The sequence below is a fragment of the Oryzomonas sagensis genome (genome assembly GCF_008802355.1).
Classification (GTDB): Bacteria; Desulfobacterota; Desulfuromonadia; order Geobacterales; family Pseudopelobacteraceae; genus Oryzomonas; species Oryzomonas sagensis.
In genome coordinates, this window is sequence record NZ_VZRA01000002.1 from 80,388 (window position 1) to 103,975 (window position 23,588).

Sequence of the window (23,588 nt, forward strand, 5' to 3'; positions counted from 1 at the left end):
ATCCTGTTTATCCTGATAATTCAACACGGGGCGTCATTATTTTTCGTTAAGGAGCGGCGGCGGGCGGCAGCAGGCGCAGCAGCAGCGTGCGGGCCGCGTCCAGGATATCCTCGAAGGCGCTGCCCTTGATGGCCGCCACCAGACGATAGTCGGGGGTGAACTGGTACTTCTTCGGCTCGTTCTTCATCATGGCGATGATGGTGTCCGGCGGGGCCGGGGTGCGGGGGTGGAAGGAGACAACGATGTTCTTGCCGTCGTAGTCGATCTGCCGCACCAGCAGGCGCTTCAACAGGACCCGCAGCTTCATGATCTCGAACAGGTAGGCCGTGGCCAGGGGGTAGGCGCCGAAGCGGTCGCTGACCTCGTTCTGCACGTCCAGCACGTCCTCCTCGTTCTCGGCCTGGGTCAGTTTCTTGTAGATCACCAGACGTTGGCCGGTCTCCTTGATGTACGCCTCGGGGATGAAGGCCGGCACCTTGAGGTTGATCTCCGGCTCGACCCGTTCGGTCATCTCCTCGCCCCGCAGGCGGCAGATGGTCTCCTCCAGCATCTGGTTGTACAGTTCGAAGCCGATTTCAACCACGGTGCCGGACTGGCGGCTCCCCAACATGTCGCCCGCCCCGCGGATCTCCATGTCGTGAGTGGCGATGCGGAAGCCGGCCCCCAGTTCGGAGATATCCTGGAGGATGCGCAGGCGTTCCCGGGCATCGCCGCTGATGGAGCCTTCGCCCGGCACGAGCAGATAGGCGTAGCCGCGCTGGGTCGAGCGTCCCACCCGGCCGCGCAGTTGGTAGAGTTGGGACAGGCCGAACTTGTCGGCGTGGTCGATGATCAGGGTGTTGGCGTTGGGGATGTCCAGGCCCGATTCGATGATGGTGGTGCAGAGGAGCACGTTGGTCTCCCCGTGCATGAAACCGAGCATGACCTTCTCCAGGTCGTGCTCGTTCATCTGCCCGTGCCCCACGGCGATCCTCGCCTCGGGCACGATGGCGCTGAGCTGTTCCAGGCGCTTGGCGATGGTCTGGACCCGGTTGTGGACGAAAAAGACCTGGCCTCCCCGGCGCAGTTCGCGCATGACCGCCTCCCGGACCAGCTCCTCGGAGAAGCGGGCCACGAAGGTCTTGACGGCCAGGCGGTCCACCGGCGGGGTGTCGATGATGGACAGGTCGCGGATGCCCATCATGGACATGTACAGGGTGCGGGGGATCGGGGTGGCGGTCAGGGTCATGACGTCCACCACGGCCCGGAAGGCCTTGAGCCGCTCCTTGTCCTTGACCCCGAAGCGCTGTTCCTCGTCGATGATCAGAAGCCCCAGGTCCTTGAAGGCCACATCCTTCTGCAACAGGCGGTGGGTGCCGATGATGATGTCGATGTCCCCCTTCTTGAGGCGCTCCAGGAGCTCCTTCTGCTCCTTGGGGGTGCGGAAGCGGGAGATGACCTCGACCGTGACCGGGTACTCCTTGAGCCGTTCGTGGAAGGTCTCGTAGTGCTGTTGGGCCAGGATGGTGGTCGGCACCAGGATGCCCACCTGCTTGCCGTCCAGGGCCGCCTTGAAGGCGCCCCGCAGGGCCACCTCGGTCTTGCCGTACCCCACGTCGCCGCACACCAGCCGGTCCATGGGGCGGGACCGCTGCATGTCGGCCAGCACGTCCTGGATGGCGGAGAGCTGGTCGGGGGTCTCATCCCAGGCAAAGGCGGCCTCGAACTCCCGGTACATCTCGTCCGGGGGCGAAAAGGAGAACCCCTCGCAGATCTGGCGCTTGGCATAGATCTCCAGCAGTTCGCCGGCCAACTCCTCGATGTCTTTCCTGGCCTTGCCCTTGGTCTTTTCCCACGAACTCCCCCCCAGCTTGTCCAGGGCGGGCTGGCTCCCCTCGGGGCCCACATAGCGCTGCACCAGCCCCAGGCGGTCCATGGGGAGGTAGAGCTTGTCGCCGCCGGCGTACTCCAGAAGCAGGAAATCGCCGCCGATGCCGGCGATATTGACGTGCTGAAGCCCCCGGTACAGGCCGATGCCGTGGTCCACGTGCACCATGTAGTCGCCCGGCTTGAGCTCGGCCAGGGAGGCCAGGATCTGTTTCTTGCGCACCTCGGAGATGCCCCGCCGCTTGACCCGCTTGCCGAACAGCTCCTCCTCGGCCACCAGGGCCAGGCGGGAGGAGGGGAGGCGAAAGCCGCGGGAGACCTCCCCCAGGACCATGGTCACGCCGGATGTGGCGCCGGAGATGGTTTCGGAGAAGGTCGCCTCGCTGATGACGCAGGGGATGGCATAAGGGGCCAGCAACTCTTTGAGCCGCTCCGCCTGGGGGCGCTGGTGGCAGGCGATCAGGACGCGGAAGTCCTGGTCGAGCCATCCCCGCAGGGTCTGGGAGAGGGGGGCCAGGGCGTGGGTGGTCTCCTTGGAGACGGAGACCCGCATGCCGGCGTTGTCCTCGCAGGGGATGGCGATGGTCGTGGCCTCTCCCCCGCCGTCCAGCGCCAGTCCGGAAAGTTCCAGGCGGCTTTTGCCGGCCAGGATGCCCTCAAGCTGCCCGGCGTCCAGGTACAGCTCTTCCGGCGGCGAATGGGGCAGGCGGCCGGCGCGGGCCTTGTCCTCCCCCGCGGCGATCTCGTCGGCGAAGCGGGCCGCGGCCTCGCGGATCGCCTCGGGGTCGAGCAGGACCACCGGCGCGGCCGGCGCATAGTCGAAGACGGTCTCCAGGCCGGGGTGCAGGAGCGGCTGGAGGTACTCGATGCCCTGGAAGTAGACGGCGTTGCGCAGGTCCTCCAGGATCAGGCGCCGCCGGTCGGCCGTGATGTCCAGGTCGTCGCAGCATTGTTTCAGCCGGGGCGCGATCGTGTCCAGTACCTCGTCGGTGAGGAGCAGTTCCCGGGACGGGAGCAGCACCAGTTCCTCCACCGGCTGGAGCGAACGCTGGGTCAGGGGATCGAAGGCGCGCATGGTCTCCACCGTGTCCCCGAAGAACTCGATCCTGACCGGCGTGCTGAAGTTGGGGGGGAAGATGTCCAGGATGCCGCCCCGGACGGCAAAGGTGCCGCGGTCGTCCACCAGGGGGACGCTGGAGTAGCCGAGCCTGACCAGTTTGCCCAAAAGCTCGTCACGGTCGAACTCTTCGCCGGCCACCAGGTAGCAGGCGACCTGGTTGAAGACGGCCCGGGGCAGGACCTTTTGCAGGGCCGCCGCCACCGGCAGCACCACCGCCCGGGCCTGATTGCCGTGCATGCGGGAGAGGGCGTCGAGCCGCGCGCCCGAGATGTCGGGGTGGGGGGAGGCGGCCGCAAAGGGGACGCTGTCCCAGGCCGGGAAGGAGAGGGGGGGGATGTCGCTGCCGAAAAAGGCCAGTTCCCGGCAGAACTCGTCGGCGGCCTCCTGGTCGGCGGTGATGACCAGGAGCCCCTTGGGGGACGAGCCAAGCAGGCCGGCAACCACGTAGGCGGCGGCGGAGCCCTTCAGGCCGGGCAGAACGATACGCCGGTCGCCCCTGCGCAGGGCAGCCAGGCACTCCACGAATTGGGGCGGCAGGGAGATTGTTGTCGGAGAGGTCATGGGGGTACCATCATGCACGGCGCCTTGCTTTGGTCATGCTTTCGTCGGCTCGTTTGGAAGCTCTTTCACCGGAGAGGTTACGCCGTGCCGTCGCGCAGCTCTCCTGATCCCGGCGCGCCGGTCTGGCGGGTCATTTTTTCAGGCCGGCCTTGATCTTGGGTTTGCCGTTTTCCACCACCACCCGGAATGCCAGGTCGTCGGTCCCCAGCTTCCCCTTGAGGGCCGGTTTTTGTTTCTCGATGGCCGCCCGGATCTGGTCGCGGCTGATGCCGTCCGTCGGCAGGTTGCAGCTTTTGCGGGCTTCGCAGTATTCCCGGTAGACTCGCTCCACCTGATTGTCCGGCCCGGCAGGCGTTGGCCGGTCGGGCTCCGCCTTTGCCGGTGAAGCGCCGCCGCGCTGCTTCTGATGCAGGTCGCTGATGAAGCGGTCGCGGGAATACTTCCCCTCTTCCATGAGCCGGAGGATACGGTTCCAATGTTCCCGGTAGGTGTTGAAGCGGGCGACCAGGGTGGCGAATTTATGTTTGAGCATGGTGTTGCTGATGGGCGTGCCGGTATAGTGCCGCACCGTCCTCTCCACCTCGCCACGCAGGGGGAGCGGTTCCCGTTTCTCCAGGCCGGAGAAATACTGTTCATAGCGCAGGACCAGATCGGCCAGCGCCTGTTCGAGTGTTGCGAAATCCTCGGCCATTCCCATGCAAAACCCCAATCCCCTCTTCCCTGCAGCCGCCCCGAACCCGCCCGGGAAAACGGGGGGCGGACCATGCGGCAGCCATGCACCGCAATTTAACAAAATATAATCAATCGCCCCGATATGTAAAGCGTTAATAAGATTATTTCCGTAAACGAAAACTCTTGACATATTACTGTGCTGGCGATATTTAATTAGAAAAATCGTCATTAAACTAATGAGACTGGCAAGGTTACGGCGAGACAATGAAAACGATCTACGTCTTTTCCGACTCAACCGGCGAGACCGCCGAACGGGTGATCAAGGCGGCTCTTTCCCAATTCTACGAAGAGGACGTCAAGGTCAACCGTGTGTTCCAGATCCGTTCCCAGAACGACCTGCAACAAGCCCTTGCCGTGGTGGTGCGCGAACCGGGGATGCTGGTCTATACCCTCGTGGACCCGCATCTCTCCGAGGCGGTCGAACGGGTCGCCGAGGAGCAGGGCCTCATCGCGGTGGACCTGCTGAGCAGCCTGATCTACAACCTGTCGCGCTATCTGGGGGCCCCGTCGCGGGAGATTCCCGGACTGCTGCACCGCATCGACACCGACTACCACAAGCGGATCGAGGCGGTGGATTTCACGGTCAAGCACGACGACGGCCAGGAAACCCGGCACCTGTACAAGGCCGATCTGGTTTTGGTGGGGGTGTCCCGGTCGTCCAAGACCCCCCTCTCCATGTATCTGGCCCACAAGGGGTATAAGGTGGCCAACGTGCCGCTGGTAAAGGGGATCGAGCCCCCCGCGGAGCTGTTCCAGATCGACCAGGCCAAGATCGTGGGGTTGATCATCGATACCCGGCGCTTGGTGGAGATTCGCACCTCGCGGCTGCTCAACATGCGGCAGAGCCCCCGCGGGAGCTACGCCGATTATCAGCAGGTGGAGGACGAGGTCGCATTCTGCAAAAAACTGTACCGGCAGCACCCGGAATGGCTGACCATCGATGTGACCAACAAATCGGTGGAGGAATCTGCCTCCGAGATCATGCGGCGCCGGGAACCGCCCGTCTGTTGAAGCGGTTTCCCGAGCGTTTTTCACATAGATGTACCGGGTCGATATTATGAGGGAGGTACAACATGAACATTCTCGTGGTTGAAGACGAAAAGAAGGTCGCCAGTTTCATCAAACGCGGCCTCGAGGACGACAACTACAAGGTCGCGGTGGCCTATGACGGCCTCGATGGCTTCAGGCAGGCCCGGGACGGCGACTACAACCTGGTCATCATGGATATGATGCTGCCCAAAAAGGACGGCATGGCGGTGGTCAGGGAACTGCGGGATGCGGGAAACCGCGTGCCGGTGCTGATGTTGACCGCCCGCGACAATATGGAGGACATCGTGTCCGGCCTGGACGCCGGTTCCGACGACTATCTTACCAAGCCGTTCGCCTTTGCCGAATTGCTGGCCCGCGTCCGTGCACTCCTGCGGAGAGGCGAGCAGGACCGGGGCGCCGAAATCCGTTTCGCCGACCTGCGGCTCGATCCGGTCAGCCACAAGGTGTGGCGCGGCGTTAAGGAGATCGACCTGACGTCCAAGGAGTACGGCCTCCTGGAGTACCTGATGCGCAACCCCAACACCGTCCTCTCCCGGGCCATGATCGCCGAGCACGTGTGGGACTACGCCTTCGACAGCTTTACCAACATCATCGACGTGTATGTCAACTACCTGCGCAAGAAGATCGACAAGGATTATCCCGGCAAGCTGATCCACACCGTCCGCGGGCAGGGGTATATCCTGCGGGAGGGGTAGCGGGGGGGCTTGATTTTTGCCGGTTGATGGATTATTTTTCCAGAAAACGGATCAAGGGCGGCGTCGTGGCTGGTTACGCGATCCGCCCTTGTCGGTTGTCAACCACACAAAATCTCGGAGGTCAGAACATGTCCACACCATTCGTGTCCACGGTCCGTCTTCTGGTCGCCGGTCTGATTGCCACCCTGGCAATCCCGGTCATGTCCATCGCCAAACCGATCAGTCCCGACTTCGTCGCCTTGGCGAAACGGCTCAAACCTACCGTCGTCAATATACGGACCACCAAGAACATCAAGCCGCGGCAACGCGCCCGACACCCCCAGTTTCAGCAACAACCCTTCGGCAATTTCTTCGACGATTTCTTCGGCCGCTATTTCGACGAGGCGCCGCAACAGCGACCGCGCCGTGAACAGGCCCTGGGCACCGGTTTCATCATCAGCGCCGAAGGGTACATCCTGACCAACAACCACGTGGTCAGCGGCGCCGACGAGGTGATGGTCAAGCTTTCCGACGGCCGGGAGATCAAGGGGGAACTTAAGGGGAGCGACGAAAAACTCGACCTGGCTCTGATCAAGATCAGCGAGAAGGAAAAGCTGCCGGTCGCCGAACTGGGGGACAGCGACAACCTGGAGGTCGGGGAGTGGGTCATGGCCATCGGCAACCCCTTCGGCCTGGCCCAGACCGTCACGGCCGGGATCGTCAGCGCCAAGGGGCGGGTGATCGGCAGCGGACCGTATGACGACTACATCCAGACCGACGCCTCCATCAACCCCGGCAACTCCGGCGGGCCGCTCTTCGATGCCACCGGCAGGGTGATCGGCATCAATACCGCCATCATCGCCGGCGGCCAGGGGATCGGGTTTGCCATCCCCATCAACATGGCGAAGGACATCGTGACCCAACTCCGGGACAAGGGCAAGGTCACCAGGGGCTACCTGGGGGTCCGCTTCCAACCGCTGACCGCCGACCTGGCCAAATCCTTCGGCCTGGATTCGGACAAGGGGGCCCTGATCGCCAGCGTGGAGAAGGACACCCCGGCCGATAAGGCCGGACTCAAGGCGGGCGATATCATCCTGGAGTACGACGGCAAGCCGCTCACCGAGGGGAATGAACTGCCCCGCTACGTGGCGGCCACCCCCATCGACAAGAAGGTCAAGCTGGCGATCTTCCGCGACGGCAAGAAGCAGGAGGTCGGGGTGACCATCGCCCGGCTGAAGGACGGCGAGGCTCAGGCCTCCGTGGGTGCCGCCGCCGAGAGCGCCTCCATCGGCATCGTGGTGCAGGAACTGACCAAGGAGTTGGCCTCCCGCCTGGGGATCAAGGACGCCAAGGGGCTGATCGTCAGTGAGGTCAAGCCCGGCTCGTCCGCCGAGGAGGTGGGGATCGCCGCCGGAGACATGATCATCGAGGTCAACGGCCAGCGGCCGGACACCCAGGAGAAATACAACGCCGCGGTCGCCAAGCTGAAAAAGGGCGACGTGGCCCGCCTCCTCCTGAAACACCCCGACGGCGCGATTTACTACGTTGCCGTAAAGATCGACCAATAAAGCCGGAGAGGGCGGGCCGCAGGCCCGCCCTTCTCATTTCATCCCGGGAGTCCCCATGTCCGCTCGTTACGTCCAGCCGCTGCGCATCCTGATCCAATGCTGTTTTCTCGCCTTCATGCTCTGGCTGGGGCTCAGGTTCTACCTGTTCGTCCAGTATCTCCGCGTCGGCGGCGCCTCCGTCCCCGCACGCCCCGACGGCGTGGAGGGGTTTCTCCCCATCTCCGGGCTGCTGGGCCTGGCCGGCTGGCTCAAGGGGCTGGGGATCAACCCGGTCCACCCGGCGGCGGTGGTGGTCTTCCTCACCATCGTCGGCGTCTCCCTGCTGCTGCGCCGCTCCTTCTGCTCGTGGGTCTGCCCGGTGGCCACCATCTCGGAATGCGCCTGGAAGGGCGGCTTCAAGGGGCTCAAGCGCAACCTCCGCCTCCCCCGCTGGCTGGACGTGACCCTGCGCGGCCTGAAATACCTGCTGATGACCTTCTTCATCTACTCCATCGCCATCGCCATGCCGGCCGAGGCGCTGCGCGACTTCATCTTCTCCGACTACCACAAGGTCGCCGACGTGCGGCTCCTGGACTTCTTCCTCCACATTTCCCCCACGGCCCTGGTGATCATCCTCTTCCTGGTGGCGGCCTCCCTTATCCTGCGCAACCCCTTCTGCCGCTACCTCTGCCCCTACGGCGCGCTGTTGGGGCTCGCGGCCCTGCTCTCGCCGGTGCGGGTCACCCGCGACAGCGGCCGCTGCGTTTCCTGCGGGGCCTGCAACCAGGTCTGCCCCACCTATATCGACGTCATGCACAAGCAGAGCGTCAATTCCCCCGAGTGCATCGGCTGCTGGCGCTGCGTCAGCCACTGTCGGGCGGAGGACGCGCTCTCCATGCGCGTCGTGGGCCGGTTCGTCATCCCCGGCATCGTCTTTGCCGTTTTGGTGGTGCTCTTCTTCTGGGGGGGGACCCTGGCGGGCAAACTGACCGGCCACTGGCGCACGGCGCTGGATGCGGCCGAGTACGGCAGGCTCCTGGGGAGGTAGGGAGAGGGGGCTTATAGGAAATGGGACCTATAGGTCCCATAGGACTTATACGTCCCATCAGTCCCATAGGTCCCATAATCGTGGCGCACCCTATGAAAATATGTCATACTAACCGACTATTTCAGATACGAAAGGATGCACCCGAATCATGGGAGTTTACGCCAACACCGTCAGCATCACCCAGTACACCATAACCGGCGACCTGCCGAAGAACGACCAGTTTCAGTGGTTTTCCGAAAAACTGTCGGCCCGCGGGTTCCAGTCCATCGAAAACTCCGCCGAGGAATCCTCCGAAGGGTGGACCCTGGTGGACCACCCCGATAACGCCGCCTTCGAGGTGCCGTCCGATTTCTGGCGCGACAACTACGTGGTCTTCTCCCTGCGCCGGGACCAGCGCAAGGTGCCGGCCGCCCTGCTCAAATCCCACACCGGACGGGAGGAGGGGGCCTTCCTGGCCCAGCACCCCAACCTGCGCCGCGCGCCCAAGAAGAAGCGGGAGGAGATCAAGGAACTGGTGCAGTTGCGCCTGTTGACCAAATCCCTGCCGGTTCCCTCCAGCGTGGACGTGGTCTGGGACCAGAGGAGCGGCGTGCTGACCCTGTTCAGCCTGGGGACCAAGGTCCTGGAGCGCTTCGAGGAGATCTTCCGCAAGACCTTCGACGGGTTCAGCCCGGTGATCGTCCACCCCTTTGCCCGGGCCCGGATGCTGGTGGAGGGGCCGATGCTGGACAAGCTTGAGGCCGCCAACCTGGCCGGATCGGACGCGGTGGCGGCCCAGATCCGGGACAACCAGTGGCTGGGGTGGGATTTCCTCCTCTGGCTCCTCCAGCGGGGGGTGAACGGGGAGGGGGATTTCTCCGTCAGCCGTCCGGGCCATCTCGGCACCGGCGAGCGTTTCTCCGCCTGGATCGACGACCGTATCCAGTTTCAGGGGGGGAGCGAGGAGGGAAGCATCCAGAAGGTTTCCGTCTCCGGTTCCCAGGACAGCTACCTGGAGGCCATCTCGGCCCTCAAGGGGGGGAAAAGGATCACCAGCGCCACCATCTGCATGGAAAAGGACGAAAATCCCTGGAAATTGACCCTCAAGGGGGAGACCTTCGGTTTCGCCTCCCTCAAATGCCCCCAGGTCCGTATCGAGAAGGACGCCACCGTGGATCAGATGAGCGAGCGGGAGGCGGTCTTCTACGAGCGCATGTTCCTGCTGGAGCAGGGCGTCCAGCTCTTCGACAGCCTGTTCGCCGCATTTCTCAACGAGCGCCTGACCGATGCCTGGGGAGCGCGCCTCCAAGCCATTCAGGCTTGGCTGGACGGAAAGTAGCCTATGAAATTTATCGATGAAGTAACCCTGTTCACCGCCTCCGGGCACGGCGGCGCCGGCTGCGTCGCCTTCCGCCACGAGAAGTTCATCGAGTTCGGCGGCCCCAGCGGCGGCGACGGCGGCAAGGGGGGGGACGTGATCTTCGTGGCCACCTCCGGCCTCTCGACCCTGCTGGAACTGCGCCACCGGCCGCACCAGAAGGCCGAAAAGGGGCACAACGGCATGGGCAAGAACCGCCACGGCGCCGGCGGGGAGGACCTGGTGATCCGGGTGCCGGTGGGCACGGTGGTCAAGGACGCCGAGACCGACGATACGCTGGCCGATCTGACCGAGGACGGTCAAAAGGTGATCCTGCTCAAAGGGGGGCGGGGAGGGCAGGGCAACGCCCGCTTTGCCACCGCCACCAACAAGGCGCCCAAATTCTCCCAGCCAGGGGAGGAGGGGGAGGAGCGCAAGCTGCGGCTGGAGTTGAAGCTCATGGCCGACGTGGGGCTGTTGGGCCTGCCCAATGCGGGCAAGTCGTCCCTCATCAGCAAGATCTCCGCCGCCCGCCCCAAGATCGCCGATTATCCCTTCACCACCATGGTCCCCAGCCTGGGGGTGGTGGCATACAAGAATTACCGTTCCTTCGTGGTGGCCGATATCCCGGGCATTATCGAGGGAGCCCACGCCGGTGCCGGCCTGGGGCACCGTTTCCTCAAGCACCTGGAGCGCTCCGGCATCCTGCTGCATCTGGTGGACATCTCCTGGATGCCGGACCGGGACCCCCTGGCCGAATACCAGGCGGTCTGCCGCGAACTGGCTCTGTTCAGCCCCGAGCTGGCCGCCAAGGAACAGGTGGTGGTGATCACCAAGACCGACCTCCCCCAGACCCGGGAACGGCTCGCCGAGATCAGGGCGTGGTTCGAAGGGCGGAAGATCACGGTGTTCCCCATCTCATCCGCCACGGGCGAGGGGGTCGAGGCGCTTCTGGACGAGATCGCCCGGCGGTTATGGGCGGATCGGGATAAGGGGTAGACTCTCCACGGCAGTTTTGCCACAGGGCCACAGAAAAAATCACCATCTGCCACAGAGACACGGAGACACAGAGGAAATCACAGAGTTTTAAAAATTCTCGAATGGTTATCTCTGCGTCTCTGTGGCAAATAGTTTTTGGATTAACCCTACAGGACTCTAAGAATGCGTAAAGAGATATTGAAATCCGTGAAGCGGGTGGTGATCAAGATCGGCAGCCGGGTGCTGACCGATGCCGACGGCGCCCTGGATCTGGCGGTCATCGGGCGAATCTGCCGCGATCTCGCCGCGTTGCACGCCCGGCACCTGCAGGTGGTGGTGGTGTCGTCCGGCGCCATCGCCGCCGGCAGGAGCGAATTGGGGCTGACGGACAAGCCCCGGACCATCCCCCACAAGCAGGCGGCGGCGGCCATCGGCCAGTCGCTCCTCATGCGGGCCTACGAAGAGGCCCTGGAGCCGCACGGCCTGAAGGCGGCCCAGATCCTCCTGACCAGCGAGGACCTGGTCAACCGGCAGCGGTTCCTCAACGCCCGCGCCACCATGGACGCCCTCCTGGGCTTCGGCATCATCCCGGTAATCAACGAGAACGACACCGTGGTGGTGGACGAGATCAAGTTCGGGGACAACGACAACCTGTCGGCCCTGGTCACCAACGTGGCCGAGGCCCAACTGCTCTTGATCCTGACCGATATCGAGGGGTTCTACAGCGCCGATCCCCACCATGACCCGGAAGCCCGGCTGATACCCCTGGTGAAGGGGGTCACCCGCGAGGTGGAACGGGCGGCGGGGGGGGCCGAGTCCACTGTCGGCACCGGCGGCATGGCCACCAAGGTGGCGGCGGCCAAGAAGGCCGGCAAGAACGGCGTCCCGACCATCATGGTGGACGGCAAGCGGGACGGGATCATCGCCGCGGCCCTGCGGGGCGACGAGGTGGGCACCCTGTTCCTCCCCGCCGCCGTGGGGCTGAACCGGCGCAAACACTGGATCGCCTACACCCTCAAGCCGTCCGGCAGGGTGGTGGTGGACGAAGGGGCGCGGGAGGTGCTGCTGAAACGGGGCAAGAGCCTTCTGCCATCAGGCGTGGTGCGGGTCGAGGGGCGTTTCGACCGGGGCGGGTGCGTGCGGATCTGCGGTCCGGACGGCGTGGAGTTCGCCCGGGGGCTGTCGGACTACTCCAGCGCCGAAACGGCCCGGCTGGTGGGGAAAAAGAGCAGCGAGATCGACGATATCCTGGGGTATCACTACGGGGATGTGATCATCCACCGGGACAACCTGGTGGTCTTGTAACGCAGGATTTCCATGACCACATTGCCACTGTCCGAACACATTTTCGGGGTCGCCTCGTCCACACCCGCCATGCTGGCGGTGCTGAAGCTCTTCCTCCTCCCCGTCGGAGGCGGAATCCCTGCCGGTGTCATGCTCGCCAGCGCCAAGGGGCTGGCCTGGCCCATCACCACACTGCTCTACCTGGTCTCGGATGTTGTCCTGGCCCTTGCATTTGAACCGATCCTTCGGCTTCTCGCAACAGCGTGCGGAAAAATTCCCGTATTAACCCGTCTCAGCAAAGCTTTAACGGCCGCAACGGCCCGGAGCGCGGCACATTTCGGCGGCACCGGCGCAGGTCCCGTTACGCTCATTATGATTGCCTTTGGCATCGATCCCATGACCGGGCGGGCCTCGGCGCTCGCGGCCGGTCACGGCTTCCTTGCCGGCTGGGCCTTTGCCATCGTTGGCGACATGCTCTATTTCGCCGTCATCGCGCTCACGACGCTGCGTCTGAACTCGTACTTTCGGGACCCGAACACGACCATGCTGATCGTCCTCGGCGCGATGTTCGGCGTGCCCATGCTGGTACGCTATTTCCGTTCAAGACGATTGTCCCTTCAAGGGGCTGGGGTAGAGTGATTCATATCCAGGCCCGGTTCGTCTGCGGGTAAAAGACAACAACCCGCAATTGTTCCGTGGACATAACGCAAACGACCTCCGGGGGGAAGCCACCCCGGAGGTCGTTTGGTATCATGTTATGGTAGTTGTTATGCGCTTATTTCCCCTGCACCACGGCGGCGCTGGAGGCGAAGGTTTCCTTGCGCTGCAGTTGCCCGTTGAACACCTCCACCCGGTACCGCACCTCCTGCCCGATGGCGCTGTCGCCGCGCACCCGCAGGTTGAGGTAGTATTCCGACATCTTGCCGGTCTCCAGGGGATCGATCTTGAACGACAGGGCATCGGCCCCCTCGCGGTGGAACTGGGGATTCTCGGCGTCCGGGAATTCGAACTGGGGCGGCAGGATCAGCCGTCCGGTCAACTCCTGGGCCGTTTGGGACCCGATGTTCAGCACGGTCATGCGGTAGCGGACCTGTCCGCCCGGGACGATGCCCTGGCCGGCCGGGCGGGCAACCACACGCACCAGCGGCGCGGTGATGGTCACCAGGGTCTCCTGCGTCAGTGCGACATCGGCGAAGCGTGCGGAAACCGCCTTGAGCGACACGCTCTTGCGTTCGCCATCCACCCGGTCGGAGGGGATATGGAACGCGATGGCGCCCTTGAAGGACTGCCCCGCCCCGACGGTCACCCGGTCGGTTGCCGCGCCCGGCGTCGTCCCGGCCGACAGCTGCGCGCCGTATTCCGCGGGGGCGCTGACCTCCAGGAGGTACTCCTCGCTGTTTTTGGTGTTGTTGGCGATCTCGAAGGGGAGCGTCCCGTTCTGGCCCGCCAGGGCGATCCGGCTCTTCTCCACGGTGATGGTGGTGGCGGTGCGGATCGTCTCCTTGGCGGCCTTCTCAGCCGCAATCCGTTCCCGCTCCCTCCGTTCCAGCTCGGCCTTCTCCCGGGCGATGCGTTCCTGCTCGGCCTTGAGCCGGGCCAGGCGCTCCTGTTCCTGTTTCTCGGCGATGGCCCGCTCGATGGCGAGCTGCTCGTTGCGCACCTTGACGGCGGCCATGTGCAGCGCCCTGTTCTCCGTGAGCTTTTCGCCCTTGTGCTGGCGCGCCCCCAGGGTGAGCAGGTCGTCCTCGATGCTCGACCGCAAGGGGGTGGCCGGAAATTCGCTGAGGAACTGGTTGACGGTCCGGGCCGCCAGCGCATTGTCGCCCGATTTCAGGCCGGAACGGGCCAGGAGCAGCAGGGAGACGTCCTTGAGCGGGGTGTCGGGAAAGAGCTGGGTAAGCTGTTTGACCTTGTCGATGGCCAGGAGGTAATCCTTCTTCTGGTAGGCGTTGAAGGCCTCGACAAAGAGGTTGGAGTCGTCAAGCTCCGCCGCCGGGGCGCAGAGCGCCCCGGCGAGCAGAAGGAAAAGGGCCAGCGCCGGGATGATGAGGGAGGTGATCGGTGAACGACGCACGGGCAGTTACTCCACGAAGCTTTTGAGTTTTTTGCTGCGGCTGGGGTGGCGCAGCTTGCGCAGCGCCTTGGCCTCGATCTGACGGATACGTTCGCGGGTGACCTCGAAATCCTGGCCGACCTCCTCCAGGGTGTGGTCGCTCTTCTCGCCGATGCCGAAGCGCATGCGCAGGACCTTTTCCTCGCGGGGGGTCAGGGTTGACAGCACCCGGGCCGTCTGCTCGGAAAGGTTGGCCTTGATGACCGCCTCGATAGGCGATATGACGGCCTTGTCCTCGATGAAATCCCCCAGGTGGGAATCCTCTTCCTCGCCGATGGGGGTCTCCAGGGAGATCGGTTCCTTGGCGATCTTGAGCACCTTGCGCACCTTGTCCAGGGGCAGTTGCATCCGTTCGGCGATCTCCTCGGGGGAGGGCTCGCGGCCGTTCTCCTGGACCAACTGGCGGCTGGTGCGGATCAGCTTGTTGATGGTCTCGATCATGTGGACCGGGATACGGATGGTGCGGGCCTGGTCTGCGATGGCGCGAGTGATGGCCTGGCGGATCCACCAGGTGGCGTAGGTGGAGAACTTGTAGCCGCGCTGGTATTCGAACTTGTCCACCGCCTTCATCAGACCGATATTCCCCTCCTGGATCAGGTCCAGGAACTGAAGGCCGCGGTTGGTGTACTTCTTGGCAATGGAGACCACCAGGCGCAGGTTGGCCTCGATCAGCTCCGACTTGGCGATCCGGGCCTTGGCTTCACCCTGCTCGATGGCTTTCAGGGCGGTGGAGAGGTCGCTGGCCTTGAAACCGGACTCCTGTTCCACCTTCAGCAGCTTGCGGGCCGCGTTGCGCAGGCGTTTTTCCAGCTTCTGGGTCTCCTCGACCCCCAGCTTGAGCTTTTTGAGCTCGGAGATGGCCTTCTCGTCCTCCTGGTGGAGTTTGTCCACCAGCACCCTCAGCTTCTCCGCCGGGATGATGGTCTCCAGATCGATGAGCTCCGTCCCCAGCCTCTCCACCTTGAGGGAGAGCTCTTTGAGACGCTCGGCGATCTTGTTGATGTGGCGGTCCTTCAGGCGCAGGGACTTGAGCAGTTCGGCCTGCCGCTCCTTGGCCTCGCGCACCTTTTTCTCGAACTCTTTTTTCTTGGCCGCCGACTTGGCCGCCCCCAACTGCTCGGCCAGTTCGGTCAGCAGCTGGTCCTGGGCAGCGATCTCATCGATGACCGCAAGGATGCGCGTCTTCTGCACATCCTCCTCGTCCTCCTCCAACTCCTCTTCCTCGACCTCCTTGCTGATCTCGGAGGCGTTCATCTGGAATTTGCGCAGTTTGTCCCCCAGTTGCAGGACCTCGCGCACGGTTATGGGGGTATTGAGGATGATGCCGGCCACGTCCCGCTCGCCGTCCTCGATGCGCTTGGCGATTTCTACCTCTCCCTCGCGGGTGAGCAGGGAAACCGAGCCCATCTCGCGCAGGTACATGCGCACCGGGTCGCTGGTCCTGCCGATGGAGCCGGGCTCGAACTCGACCTCTTCGGCCTCCCCCTCGGCATCCTCGTCCTCTTCCAGGTCTATCTTCATCTTGGGAATCTTGACCTTTTGGGCGGAGTCAACAATTTCGATATCCATATCCCCGAACATGCCCATGACGTCATCGATCTGATCGGTGGCGATATCGGGCGGGAGTATGTCGTTGACCTCGTCGAAGGTGAGAAACCCCTTTTCCTTGCCGAGGTCGATCAATTGCTTCACATCGTCCATGTTCTTCTTTGCCATTTTTCACCTCAAATGCAGCCTGCGGGCTACAGCTTCGATTTTCTGGTACGCAAGGCGTCGGCCTGCTGCAAGAGCGCCCGGTATGCGTCGCTGTCCGGATCCAGGACCGCCAGTTGTGCAGCGATGTCGCGGATGGAGTGGAGCGCACGCTTCTCTTTGTTGCGCTTGTAGTTGGCAAGGACCGTTCGCCAGTCTATATCAGCCAGGTGATCGTCGTTCACGAGCACCTGGGAGAGAATCCGCCTCTGGTCGGGATCTTCCAGCCGATCCAGGAGGCTCTGCACATCGCCCGGATCGTCGCCGTTATCGGGCAACGCGAGTACCGCCTCGGCCACCTGCCGGTGCGGTCCCTCGAAGAGATTATCCACCCCGAAGGCGCGGATTTCGCCTCGCGCCTCGGGATACCTGATCAACAGGGCCAGCAGGGTGTCCTGGGAACGATCCCCCCGATGTGCCGGGGGGTGGCCTCCGGCGGGCATGTCCCGGGCCGTGACCTGCATCCCTCCCTGGCGCTTGCGGAAAGCGTGCACCGTGATGCCCAGCAGGCGGCAGATCTCCTTCTCGTACAGGTCCCGCTCCACCGGATCGGCGATCTTCTTGAAGCGGGGGATCACCTCGTCGATGACCCGCACCTTGTTGTCCACGCTGTCCGGCGGGATGCGGACCAACAGGGAACGGACAAAGTGATCGAATATGGGCCGCGCCTTGTCCCGACAGGCCGTGAAGGCCTCCACCGGGTTTTTGGCCAGAAAACTGTCCGGGTCGTCCCCGCTGGGCAGGGTGATGACGTAGGCCGGCATGCGCTGATCGAGAAACAACTCCATGGAGCGAAAGGTCGCCTTGAGGCCGGCGGCGTCGCTGTCGAACAGGGTGTAGACCCGTGCCGCGTGGCGCTTGATCAGCCCCGCATGGATTGTCGTCAACGCGGTGCCGCAGGTGGCGACCACATTGCGTATCCCGGCCCGGTACAGGGCCAGGTGATCGAAATACCCCTCCACGATGATGACGCTGTTCTCGGTCCTGATGGCCGGCAAGGCCATGTCCAGGCCGAACATCACCGCGCTTTTGTGATACAGCGGCGATTCGGGCGAGTTGATGTACTTGGGGAGCGACGTGTCCAGCACCCGCCCGGCAAAGGCTATGACGCGCCCCTTATGGTCGCGGATCGGGAAGATCAGGCGATTGCGGAACAGGTCGTGCCAGCCTTTATCCCCTTTACGTAGTATACCCAGTTTTTGGGCGGTTTCCAGGTCCGCGCCACGGGTTTTGAGGTGTTTGGCCAAGCCGTCCCACCGGTCCGGGGCAAAGCCGAGCCGGTAATCGGCGGCCAGGGCCTCGTCCACGGCCCGATCCTTGAGGTAATTCCTGGCAACCTGTCCCGCGGGTTCCTTGAGGAGCACCGTCCGGAAATACTCTTCGGCAAGCTCGTTGATCCGCTGGAACTGCTGCCGTTCGTCCTGGGCGTGCCGTTCGGCCGGGGTCAACTGCCGTTCCTCGATCTCGACCCCGGCTTTGCGGGCCAGGAGCTTGACCGCTTCCGGGAACCCGACCCCCTCCATTTTCATGATGAAGGAGAAGGCGTTGCCCCCCTCGCCGCAGCCGAAACAGTGAAATACCTCCCGCGCGGGGTTGACGTTGAACGACGGGGTCTTTTCCCCGTGAAACGGACACAGCCCCACATAATTCGCCCCGGCGCGTCTCAGTTGGACGTAATCCGAGACAACCTCAAGTATGGAGACGCGTTCCGCAATCTCCCGCACCTTTTCTTCGGGGATCATTGTTGTGTGGTGGCTCCGCTCCGCCAGTGCGAGAGTATTTTATCGCCCGTCTGCGCCAGCAGGCTGGCCGATTCCGTATTCTTGATCCTGGTTTTCAGCTTTTCCGGCATGAAGCCTGCGGTGGCGGTGCTGAACAGCAGGCTAAGCAACAACACCCCCTCGGCCGTCCCGATCAACAGCCCTCCCACCCGGTTGAGGCCCCCCAGCATGACGAGGCGCAGGGCGGTGGTGACGATGTTGCCGACAACGTGGACGATGATGCCCGTTATCAGCAGGATCAGGATGAAGGCCAGAAAAGCGCAAATCTGCATCGGCAAATGCGTGAGAGCCCGTATCGGCTGTGAAACGGCCGGATAGAAATGATACGCCAGCCAGGCGCCCAGAAGCAGGCCGGCCAGGGAGGAGGCTTCGTTGACGAGTCCGCGAGCCAGTCCCTTGAGAGCAAAAAAGAGGAGAACCGCTAGAATAATGATATTGAACGCATTCATCGGGGAACCATGTGCCGGCTGTCGGGCAGAGATATCGGCTTGTGCGCGTCCTCCCGGCGGTTGTTGCTCACGGGGGGCGCCACATTACTCCTGATTGGTACAGACGTCATTGCACAGGCAATTGTTACACGGAAGGGGCGATCAAAAGATAGCCCCTTCCGTGTAACAGAATACAGAACTTCGATCACCGGAAACCACCGGCAGGCACATCAGGAGAGCAGCCGCCTGACCGTGTCGCTGACGGTCTTCCCGTCAGCCCGGCCCGCCGTCAGGGGGGTAAGGGCCTTCATGACTCGGCCCATGTCCTTGATGCCGTGGGCTTCCGTTTCCCCGATGACCTTGGCCACCAGTTCGGCGATCTCGTCGCCGGTCAACTGGGCGGGAAGGAAGCCGAGCAGAACCGCCAACTCAGCTTCCTCCTTTGCCACCAGATCGGGGCGGTTGCCCTCGCCGTAGAGCCGGATCGACTCGCGGCGTTGTTTCACCATGGAGGAGATGACCTCAATGACCCCCTGATCGTCCAACTCCCGCTGCTGCTCGATCTCGCGGTTCTTGACCGTGGAGCGGACCATGCGAACAGCCGAAAGGCGCAGGTCATCCCGCGCCTTCATGGCTTGTTTCATCGCAGTATCAAGCTGTTCCTTGAGTGTCATGCCTTGTCCTAATCTACCATCTTACGCTGTTTCTTGAGGGCGCGCTTACGTGCGGCGATCGCCTTTTTCTTCCGTTTGATGCTTGGCTTCTCGTAGTGCTCGCGTTTGCGAACCTCCGAAAGAATCCCAGCCTTTTCGCACTGTTTCTTGAACTTCTTCAGGGCGAGTTCAAATGGTTCGTTTTCCTTGATCTTTACTCCCGGCATCCATAATCCCCCCCCTCATTGTAAAGTGGCACATTCCGATGCGTATGACGCCGTTATGTAAGAATTTCGCAAGATTGTTATCATAACAGCAAATATTCCATTGTCAATATAAAAGTCAATAATGGATCAACATCAAAAATCGACATCTGCCACAGAGACACGGAGAACGTCAAAGGCATGACATCTTTTCAGGGGGGCTGCCGGCGCTTTTCCCCAGTTTTTGGTTTTCCTCTGCGTCTCCGTGTCTCTGAGGCAGATTTGAGATTTTGTCGGGATGTTATGCCGGGCGGGAGTTCTTCTCCTCGATCCCCGAGATGCCGAAACGCCGGCGCAGCTCGGCGAAGATCTCCTCGGGGGGGATGTCGCAGTACCCCAGAAGGACCAGGAGATGGAAGACGAGATCGCTGGTCTCGTAGACGATCTCATCGCGTTTGCCCCCCTTGGCGGCGATGACCACCTCGGTCGCCTCTTCCCCGACCTTCTTGAGGATCTTGTCGATCCCCTTGTGCATCAGGGATGCGGTATAGGAGTTTTCCGTGGGGTTGTTCTTGCGGTCGAGGATGACCTGGTACACCGCCTGGATGATATCGTCGCGTTCGTTCATAATCTTACCGCCACCCCTTTATCGTGAAGATACTGTTTGGCCTCGCCGATGGTGTACTCCCGGTAGTGGAAGATGGAGGCGGCCAGACAGGCCCCGGCCCCCGCCTTCACGAAGCCGTCGTACAGGTGCTCCAGGTTTCCCACGCCTCCCGAGGCGATGACCGGTATGGAGACCGCGTCCACGATGGCCCGGGTCAACTCCAGGTCGTACCCGTCCTTGGTGCCGTCCCGGTCCATGCTGGTGAGGAGGATCTCCCCCGAGCCGTACTCCTCCATCCTCACGGCCCATTCCACGGCGTCGATGCCGGTGGGCGTGCGGCCGCCGTGGGTGTAGACCTCCCAGCGCCGCTCGCCCGGCACGCGGCGGGCGTCGATGGCGACCACGGTGCATTGGGAGCCGAAGCGCTCGGCCGCCTCCTGGACGAATTCCGGCCGCTGCACGGCGGCGGTGTTGATGGAGGTCTTGTCGGCCCCGGCGTTCAGCAGGCGGCGGATGTCGTCCACGGTGCGGATGCCGCCGCCCACGGTAAGCGGCATGAAGACCCGCTCGGCGGTGCGGCGCACCACGTCGATGATGATGTCACGCTCGTCGCTGGAGGCGGTGATGTCCAGGAAGGTCAGCTCGTCGGCCCCCTGTCGGTCGTACATCTCGGCGATCTCCACCGGATCCCCGGCGTCCCGCAGTTCCAGAAACTGCACCCCTTTGACGACCCGGCCCCCCTTGACGTCCAGGCAGGGGATGATGCGTTTGGTCAGCATGTCAGGCCTCTCCCTTGGTGATGGCGATCGCCTCGGCCAGCTTGATGGCGCCGGTGTACACCGCCTTGCCGGTGATGACCCCGGTGACGCCGCTCTTCTCGATGGCCATGAGGTTTCTGAGGTCCTCCAGGCGGGAGACCCCGCCCGAGGCGATCACCGGGATGGCGACGGCTTCGGCCAGAGCCCTGGTGGCCTCCAGGTTGGGCCCCTGCAACATGCCGTCGCGGCTGATGTCGGTGTAGATGATGGCCGCAACCCCGAACCCCTCGAATTTCCGGGCCAGGTCGGCGGCACTGATGTCGGTCACCTCGGCCCATCCCTGGACCGCCACCATGCCGTTCTTGGCGTCGATGCCCACCACGATCCGGCCGGGGAACAGGCTGCAGGCCTCCTTCACCAGGTCCGGGTTGCGCTGGGCTGCCGTGCCGATGATCACCCTCGACACCCCCAGGCTGAGGTAGGCCTCGATGGTGGCCAGGTCGCGGATGCCGCCCCCCAGTTGGGCCGGGATGGTGATCGCCTTGATGATGGCCTCGATGGCCGACCGGTTCTTCGGCTCGCCGGCAAAGGCGCCGTCCAGGTCCACGATGTGCAGCAGTTCGGCTCCCTGGCGCTGCCACTCCAGGGCCTGGGCGGCCGGGTCGTCGTTGAAGACCGTATCCTTATCCATCAGCCCCTGTTCGAGGCGGACGCATTTTCCTTCCTTGAGATCAATGGCGGGTATGACGATCATAAGTACCTTTCATTTTGAACACTCAAAAAATAACATCTGCCACAGAGACACAGAGACACGGAGAACGTCAAAACCGCAACCTGTTTCTGGTTTTCTCTGTGAACCTCTGTGTCTCTGTGCCTCTGTGGCAGATTCTAGGCGTTAATCCTGCATCGCGGCGAAGTTTTTAAGTATCCGCAACCCCACGTCCTGGGACTTCTCGGGATGGAACTGGGTGGCGACGATGTTGTCCCGCCAGACCGAGGAGCAGAACCGGATGCCGTAGTCGGTGGTGGTGGCGGTGACGCCGTCGTCGTCCGGTTTCACGTAGTAGGAGTGCACGAAGTAGACGTTGGCGTTGTCGGCGATCCCCTCGAAGGCGGGGGGGCGGCGCTTGAAGGAGAGCTGGTTCCACCCCATCTGGGGGACCTTGAGCTTCTCTCCCCCCGCCTCCATCCCTTCGGGGAAACGGAGCACGTGGCCGGGGATCACCCCCAAGCCCTTGTAGAGGCCGAATTCGGTGCTGTCGGTGAAGAGGAGTTGCATGCCGACGCAGATTCCCAGAAAGGGGCGCCCCTGGGCGATGACCGAGAGGATCGGCTCCACGAAGCCGGCGGCCTCCAGGTTGCGCATGCAGTCGCGAAAGGCGCCCACCCCCGGCAGGACGATTTTTTCGGCTTCCAGCACCACCCGGGGATCAGCGGTAACCACCGCCTCGAAGCCGACCTTTTCGAAACCCTTCTGGACGGAACGGAGGTTGCCCATCCCGTAGTCGATGATCGCTATCATTTTATTCCGCTCGCAGTGAGGTGGGGGCCGTACTTCCGGTCGACACCCTTGATGTGGTTGATGAGCCAATCCTGGAGGAACACGATCACGTCCTGGGTCAGGAGGGTCTCGCCGGCGTTGAACTTGCGTTGGAGATCGAGCACCTGGTCCACCAGTTTGGTATGGTGCTGTTTGTGCTGGGCAGCCTCGGGGTAGCCCGACGTGCGGAAGGCATCTTCCTCGGCGCCGAAATGGGAGGCGGTGTATTCGATCAGGCGGCCGAGGATCGAGCCGATGGCCTCCTTGCTCCGCTTTTGCTGCATGGCGTCGTGCAGTTCGTTGACCATGTCGAACAGCTTCCGGTGCTGCTGGTCGAACAGGCTGACCCCGGTGGCGAAGCTGCTGTCCCACTCCATGACCTTGGCGAGGCGGAAGTGGCCGACCAACTGGTGCAATTGATCCACCTGCTCCGCCAGCTTGCCGGTGGCCGCGGTGGTGCTCCGGGCGTTCTCCACGTTGCCGTTGACCACGTCGGTGATCATCTGGATGTTGTTAGTGATCTCCTGGGTGGTGGCGGTCTGCTCCTCGGCCGCGGTGGCGACCTGGCTGATCTGCATGGTCAGGTCGTTGATCCTGTTGAGGATGTCCTCCAGCGCCTCCCCGGAGCGGGTGGTTTCCGCGGTGCCCCGCTTCACCTCGCCGACCCCCTCGGACATGGAGCCGACGGCGGCCTGGGTTTCCTCCTGGATGGATTTGATCATGGTGCTGATCTCTTTGGTCGCTTTGGTGGTGCGTTCCGCCAGGGCCCGCACCTCGTCGGCCACCACGGCGAAGCCGCGTCCCTGCTCCCCGGCCCGGGCCGCCTCGATGGCGGCGTTCAGGGCCAGCAGGTTGGTCTGGTCGGCGATGTCCTGGATGGTGTTGACGATGGCCCCGATCTGGTCCGAGCGCTGCCCCAGCCCCTCAACGGTGGTGGACGACTCGTTGACCCGCTGGGCGATGTTGTCCATCAGCCGGGCGCTGTTCTGGACCAGTTGGGCGCCGCTGTGGGTCTGGTCCGTGGCCTTTTGGGCATTTTCGGCGGCAAACAGGCAGTTGCGGGCGATATCCCCCGACGTGGCGGACATCTCCTCGCTGGCGGTGGCGATGGTACTCGCCTGCTGGGCCACATCCTCGGCCGCCATGGCCATGGAATGGGTTGTGGAGCTGACCATCTCCACCGAGTCCCGGACCAGGTCCGCCACGGAGAAGAATTGCCGCATGGCCTTGTTCATGTCGGCCATCATGCTGTTGAAGGCAACGGCAAGACGGCCCAGTTCGCCGTTGCCCGTGACCTCCGCGCGCACCGACAGGTCGCCGTCCGCGGCCTTTTCAAGGGCGCCCACCAGGCCGGCCAGGGGCTTGAAGGTGCGGCTGCTGATGACGCCGAGAACGAGTGACGTGGCGGCCACCATGGCCAGGCCGAAGAGGATGTCGAGCCAGAGCGCATTTTCGGTATTGAGGGTGACCATGGCCGCTACGCCCAGCAGGATGACGATGGTGTTGCCGATGATGACGCGTACAATAAATGACATAGATACCAAGCTCCTTGTGGGA

At 63.1% G+C, this 23,588-nt stretch carries 21 protein-coding genes; 8 read left to right on the forward strand and 13 right to left on the reverse strand.

All coding sequences use genetic code 11. From position 1 onward, the window contains the following. Window positions 1-46: 46 nt before the first annotated feature. Window positions 47-3,547, reverse strand: coding sequence for a transcription-repair coupling factor (gene mfd / locus F6V30_RS08275; protein WP_151156519.1), 3,501 nt, complete (start codon window positions 3,545-3,547; stop codon window positions 47-49). 130 nt (window positions 3,548-3,677) lie between these two features. Continuing rightward, window positions 3,678-4,244 (reverse strand): MXAN_5187 C-terminal domain-containing protein, encoded by a 567-nt coding sequence (locus F6V30_RS08280; RefSeq protein WP_151156520.1) that lies wholly within the window; start codon window positions 4,242-4,244, stop codon window positions 3,678-3,680. Window positions 4,245-4,483: 239 nt separating this feature from the next. Here F6V30_RS08280 and F6V30_RS08285 point away from each other — a divergent pair, with 239 nt between their 5' ends. From F6V30_RS08285 to F6V30_RS08320, 8 genes are all read left to right on the forward strand, one after another. Next, window positions 4,484-5,290 (forward strand): pyruvate, water dikinase regulatory protein, encoded by an 807-nt coding sequence (locus F6V30_RS08285; protein ID WP_151156521.1) that lies wholly within the window; start codon window positions 4,484-4,486, stop codon window positions 5,288-5,290. Window positions 5,291-5,352: 62 nt separating this feature from the next. After that, the gene (locus F6V30_RS08290; protein ID WP_151156522.1) at window positions 5,353-6,024 is read left to right on the forward strand and encodes a response regulator; all 672 of its coding nucleotides are present in this window, start codon (window positions 5,353-5,355) and stop codon (window positions 6,022-6,024) included. A gap of 128 nt (window positions 6,025-6,152) precedes the next feature. After that, window positions 6,153-7,571, forward strand: coding sequence for a DegQ family serine endoprotease (locus tag F6V30_RS08295; RefSeq protein ID WP_151156523.1), 1,419 nt, complete (start codon window positions 6,153-6,155; stop codon window positions 7,569-7,571). Between the two features lie 55 nt (window positions 7,572-7,626). After that, window positions 7,627-8,598: a 4Fe-4S binding protein gene (locus F6V30_RS08300; RefSeq protein WP_151156524.1), complete on the forward strand. Its 972-nt coding sequence runs from the start codon at window positions 7,627-7,629 to the stop codon at window positions 8,596-8,598. Window positions 8,599-8,746: 148 nt separating this feature from the next. Beyond that, on the forward strand, window positions 8,747-9,916 hold the full coding sequence (gene rdgC / locus F6V30_RS08305) for a recombination-associated protein RdgC (RefSeq protein WP_151156525.1): 1,170 nt from the start codon (window positions 8,747-8,749) through the stop codon (window positions 9,914-9,916). A gap of 3 nt (window positions 9,917-9,919) precedes the next feature. Continuing rightward, window positions 9,920-10,933 (forward strand): GTPase ObgE, encoded by a 1,014-nt coding sequence (obgE, locus tag F6V30_RS08310; RefSeq protein WP_151156526.1) that lies wholly within the window; start codon window positions 9,920-9,922, stop codon window positions 10,931-10,933. Window positions 10,934-11,095: 162 nt separating this feature from the next. After that, window positions 11,096-12,217, forward strand: a complete 1,122-nt coding sequence (proB, locus tag F6V30_RS08315) for a glutamate 5-kinase (RefSeq protein WP_151156527.1) — start codon at window positions 11,096-11,098, stop codon at window positions 12,215-12,217. A 12-nt stretch (window positions 12,218-12,229) separates the two neighbouring features. After that, window positions 12,230-12,835: a hypothetical protein gene (locus tag F6V30_RS08320; protein WP_218043318.1), complete on the forward strand. Its 606-nt coding sequence runs from the start codon at window positions 12,230-12,232 to the stop codon at window positions 12,833-12,835. Between the two features lie 136 nt (window positions 12,836-12,971). Here F6V30_RS08320 and F6V30_RS08325 read toward each other — a convergent pair whose 3' ends face one another. From F6V30_RS08325 to F6V30_RS08375, 11 genes are all read right to left on the reverse strand, one after another. Beyond that, the gene (locus tag F6V30_RS08325; protein ID WP_191965620.1) at window positions 12,972-14,270 is read right to left on the reverse strand and encodes an outer membrane protein assembly factor BamD; all 1,299 of its coding nucleotides are present in this window, start codon (window positions 14,268-14,270) and stop codon (window positions 12,972-12,974) included. 6 nt (window positions 14,271-14,276) lie between these two features. Then, entirely contained in the window at window positions 14,277-16,025 is a 1,749-nt protein-coding gene (gene rpoD / locus F6V30_RS08330) for an RNA polymerase sigma factor RpoD (protein WP_151156529.1), read from the reverse strand. 26 nt (window positions 16,026-16,051) lie between these two features. Next, window positions 16,052-17,803 (reverse strand): DNA primase, encoded by a 1,752-nt coding sequence (dnaG, locus tag F6V30_RS08335; protein WP_151156530.1) that lies wholly within the window; start codon window positions 17,801-17,803, stop codon window positions 16,052-16,054. After that, a complete protein-coding gene (locus F6V30_RS08340; protein WP_151156531.1) occupies window positions 17,800-18,291 on the reverse strand; it encodes a CvpA family protein in 492 nt (163 codons plus the stop codon). Before F6V30_RS08340 ends, dnaG begins: the two co-directional genes overlap by 4 nt. Window positions 18,292-18,500: 209 nt before the next feature. Then, a complete protein-coding gene (locus F6V30_RS08345) occupies window positions 18,501-18,944 on the reverse strand; it encodes a GatB/YqeY domain-containing protein (protein WP_151156532.1) in 444 nt (147 codons plus the stop codon). An 8-nt stretch (window positions 18,945-18,952) separates the two neighbouring features. Next, window positions 18,953-19,150 carry a 30S ribosomal protein S21 gene (gene rpsU / locus F6V30_RS08350; protein ID WP_149209338.1) on the reverse strand — a complete coding sequence of 66 codons (198 nt, stop codon included), beginning with the start codon at window positions 19,148-19,150 and terminating at the stop codon, window positions 18,953-18,955. A gap of 277 nt (window positions 19,151-19,427) precedes the next feature. Next, window positions 19,428-19,754: a phosphoribosyl-ATP diphosphatase gene (locus F6V30_RS08355; protein WP_151156533.1), complete on the reverse strand. Its 327-nt coding sequence runs from the start codon at window positions 19,752-19,754 to the stop codon at window positions 19,428-19,430. Next, window positions 19,751-20,512, reverse strand: a complete 762-nt coding sequence (hisF, locus tag F6V30_RS08360; protein WP_151156534.1) for an imidazole glycerol phosphate synthase subunit HisF — start codon at window positions 20,510-20,512, stop codon at window positions 19,751-19,753. The genes F6V30_RS08355 and hisF overlap by 4 nt, the downstream gene beginning before the upstream one ends. A gap of 1 nt (window position 20,513) precedes the next feature. Continuing rightward, window positions 20,514-21,245, reverse strand: a complete 732-nt coding sequence (gene hisA, locus F6V30_RS08365) for a 1-(5-phosphoribosyl)-5-[(5-phosphoribosylamino)methylideneamino]imidazole-4-carboxamide isomerase (protein ID WP_151156535.1) — start codon at window positions 21,243-21,245, stop codon at window positions 20,514-20,516. Between the two features lie 141 nt (window positions 21,246-21,386). Beyond that, window positions 21,387-22,013, reverse strand: coding sequence for an imidazole glycerol phosphate synthase subunit HisH (gene hisH / locus F6V30_RS08370; protein ID WP_151156536.1), 627 nt, complete (start codon window positions 22,011-22,013; stop codon window positions 21,387-21,389). Then, complete coding sequence (locus tag F6V30_RS08375; protein WP_151156537.1) at window positions 22,010-23,566, reverse strand: bacteriohemerythrin; 1,557 nt, start codon at window positions 23,564-23,566, stop codon at window positions 22,010-22,012. Before F6V30_RS08375 ends, hisH begins: the two co-directional genes overlap by 4 nt. Between the last annotated feature and the right edge of the window lie 22 nt (window positions 23,567-23,588).